The organism is uncultured Mucilaginibacter sp., from assembly GCF_903893715.1.
Taxonomy (GTDB): Bacteria; Bacteroidota; Bacteroidia; order Sphingobacteriales; family Sphingobacteriaceae; genus Mucilaginibacter.
Genome location: NZ_CAITNG010000154.1, coordinates 1 through 3,476, shown reverse-complemented (window position 1 = coordinate 3,476; position 3,476 = coordinate 1). Strand labels below are relative to the sequence as shown.

The window sequence follows — 3,476 nt, the reverse complement described above, 5'->3', positions numbered from 1 at the left end:
GTCCATGTGTTTGTTGCGTTTTGTGTGGTGATGTTTTTATTGGCCAGGTCCTGCACGGTTGCGATGTGTATGGTGGAATCGCTCGTAAAAGATGCCTGTAGTTTTTTTACAAATTCGGGTTGTAATACCTGTGTTGGGTTGCGCAGGGTACCGGTTGACCATACCAGATAGTTTTTAGGTACTGTAACATTAAGCGTATAATCGTTAAAATCGTTGTAAAACTCTAAGTTGCCGTTGTGGGGTTGGGTATCCCAGCCTTTGTAATCATCGTAAACTGAAACGCGTGGATAAAAATAGGCTAAGTAAAAAGTGGTGGTGTCGATAGCGCCATCGCGACCCCGGCCGCCCGCCAATTGATAATGCCAGTCGATGTTCATTTTTAGCGAATCGTGCGGCATCAGGGGAGCAGCAAGACCTAACATATAATTTGTTGTGGTTGCTGCACTATTGTCCCAATTGGCTTTACTTCCGTTTATGGTAAGGTTATCTACGGTTATTCCAAGCGCACGGTCGCCTGTGGCGCCGCCACGGCCTCCCGCGAGATGCACGTTTACAATAAGTTTCATATTTAAACTGCGCAGCGTATCGGGGCTGTTGTTAAAGTATGTGATCTGTTCGACACCGGTTATGGTTTTATTTGGCGGTGCCATGCTTACCGATATATCGTAACGCCCGTGGTTTTCCCAATAGTTTTTGCCGGGCTTGCCGTTTAACGAGCGGGTGCCTTTTGCGTAGGCCTGCTCAATTTCGGGTGGCATGGTCAATGTTTGCGCATTGGCGCTAATGAAAAGGACGCTGAAAAGCGTTGCGAGGGTAAAATATTTAAGCATAACGGGGCCTTGTTTTGTAAAAGTTAATGTTTTAAAGGGTGGAAGTTACAAATAATTGTAATTATTACCGGCCCCTCACCTTATAAATAATGCCAACAATTAACACCAATACAGCCAGTATACCAAAGATGCCTAATCCCATAACAAAAAACAGGCCTTTAAAATAGCCTGTACTTTGAACGCTTTAGCATGCTTTATGTTTGCGGATATGTTTAACCTCCGTTTATCATATCGGATACGATACCTTTGGCATCTTTACGTTCGGCTAAAAATACGCCTGCAAGGTGGATGACGATAAAGCCCAGAATAGGGTACATGCAAAACCCGTGAACGCTTTTGATGGAGTGCTGCAATGATTTTGGAAAATTCAGCGTGTCATCAAAAGCAAGGCAAAGCCCGGTAACCACCATGATAACCAACAGCAGGTAGAATACGACGTAAAGACTTTTAACTGCCAGGTCGTGCCAGGCTGTTTGGCCTTCCTTTTTTGTAGTTTTGAATTGATGCCAAATCTTTTTAAATCCGTTGATGAATTTACGGTCGGTGATATCGAAAAGCTCGGTAAGTATCCTTAACAACAACAAGGCTGCAAGGCCATAACCGAAATAGACGTGAAAGTCCCAAACTTTATCTTCCAGTACGCCCACAGCCGAACGTGCCTGGTCGAGGGTAAAACCGGGATTGTCTTTTTGTATTTCGGCCAATACCACGGGCGCTGATTTACGTGGTTTTAAAACGGTGGAATTGATGAATACGGTAATAAGCGATCCTGAAATAACAATCGCATTGCCCCAATGCCAAAAGCGCAGTGCGGCCGAATTATGTTTTATGTGTGGAGTTGTGTCGGTTTGGTTGGTCGTCATGTGGTTAAAGGTTGTGGATATGCTATAAAAGTAATAAAAGTTGATGTATTTAGCTTGTTTAAACAAACGATTTAAGCCATAAAAAAAGGGCTACAGCATGCCATAACCCTTTTTAACATAAACTTAATGCATTCTGCTTAAATGGCCGCGTCTGCAGCGGCATCCACTTTGTGTTTTATTGCCGATCTTGCTGAATTGACAGTATTGTTTTTATAGTCTGTCAAGTCGTCGGCAGTGGCTTGTACTTTACTTTTAATAGACTTGATCAAGTCGGCAAAGTAATCTGATACTTCTTCCTTTATTGCGGCACCCTTGCCTGATGTGATTAATATGCCAACAGTTGCTGCAATGGCGGCCCCTGCCAATAAGCCAACGGCTAATTTTGTTTGATCTTTCATGACTGATATGTTTTATGGATGAACTTTTTTGTTTTTTATCCGTATTGGTACAACAGCAAAGCGTGGATATTGTTTAAATAAGTTATTTTTGATTCGCAGCAAAAAATGAGCACATCGCATACCTTAAATATCATTCCTTTAGTCATTGTAACGGATGAGCACTATGTAATCCATTTGGCGGCCCTGCTCAAGTCGATTGAGCTGAACCACAAGACGGGGGAACACATAGCGGTTTATGTGATAGCGGATGGGGTAAAAGCCAAAAGCCAAAAAAAGATACAGGCTTCGGTTGATGCAGCGATGTTCAGTATCAATTGGGTAAAAATGGAGGATACCATCCCGGCAGGGGTTACCTTGCCGCTGGACCGTACATCGTACCCTGTTACTATTTACCTGCGTTTGTTTATCGCCAATATCGTACCCAAAAACACAAAAAAAGCTTTGTTTTTGGATGTAGACATGATTGTGCTGGAAGATATCAGCAAGTTATACAACCACGACCTTGGCGACAATGTAATAGCCGCCGTACAAGACCCACGCCTGCTTACTTTTGATAATGATTGGGGCGGCATTTTCAACTACAAAGAGTTGGGCTTCGAAGCCAAAACCAAATACTTTAATACCGGCCTCATTATATTTGATATGGAGAAATGGGCTGCTGGTAATTATGCCCAAAAAATCATCGATGGCATTAACGATAACATCAAGTTTGCCAATTATCCCGACCAGTACGGCTTCAATATCATCATGGCCAACAAATGGCTGGAGTTGGATGCCAAATGGAACTATTTTGCCTCGGGCGATGAGGAAAAGCCTTATTTGGTGCATTTTATATCGCGCAAGCCGTTTTATACTTCATACGCTTACAATCCCAAATACAAGGAGCTGTTTTATAAATACCTAAAGTTGACCGAATGGCGCAATGCAAGGCCGATAGGGGAGTTTGACCGGTATATTAAAAAACTGAAGAACATTTGGGTGAAGGTGAAGAAGAAGGTAGGATTACATTGATTTTTGGTGGTGATTACACCGATTTTGGGTGGTGGTTACACCGATTTTGAGAAGATTGCACTGATTTTTATTAGGACTACACTGACTGAATTTTTGCTTGCTCCGAATCTGAAATTTTGAAATATCTGAGATTTTTCTTATATTGTATGGAATGCCAGCCATTGAAAAAGCTGCGTCGGACGGCAGTTGCGTTCTTTGAAAATACACCCATAAATACCCATATAGGTAGCAAGTGTCCCGTCCTAAAATAGGTTGACTAAAAAGAGTCAACAAGATGGAGAATGAGAGCGTTAAATTAAAAAGGAGAACCCCGGCTGTACATTACAGCGAAGGGTTCAAAAAGCGGGTAGTACAGGAATATGGCCGTGGGCTGT

General features: G+C 42.6%; 3 protein-coding genes and 1 pseudogene. 1 reads left to right on the top strand and 3 read right to left on the bottom strand.

The features are described 5' to 3' along the window. The 3 genes and pseudogenes from QZX97_RS18535 to QZX97_RS18525 all read right to left on the bottom strand — a co-directional run. A pseudogene (locus QZX97_RS18535) lies at window positions 1–830 on the bottom strand (M1 family peptidase); the annotation flags it as partial. Between the two features lie 212 nt (window positions 831–1,042). Beyond that, window positions 1,043–1,693, bottom strand: a complete 651-nt coding sequence (locus QZX97_RS18530) for a cytochrome b/b6 domain-containing protein (RefSeq protein WP_295649237.1) — start codon at window positions 1,691–1,693, stop codon at window positions 1,043–1,045. A 137-nt stretch (window positions 1,694–1,830) separates the two neighbouring features. Then, entirely contained in the window at window positions 1,831–2,091 is a 261-nt protein-coding gene (locus QZX97_RS18525; RefSeq protein WP_295649238.1) for a hypothetical protein, read from the bottom strand. Window positions 2,092–2,196: 105 nt separating this feature from the next. Between QZX97_RS18525 and QZX97_RS18520 the strand changes: the two genes are divergently transcribed. Next, the gene (locus QZX97_RS18520; protein ID WP_295664903.1) at window positions 2,197–3,102 is read left to right on the top strand and encodes a glycosyltransferase family 8 protein; all 906 of its coding nucleotides are present in this window, start codon (window positions 2,197–2,199) and stop codon (window positions 3,100–3,102) included. The last annotated feature ends 374 nt before the right edge of the window (window positions 3,103–3,476 follow it).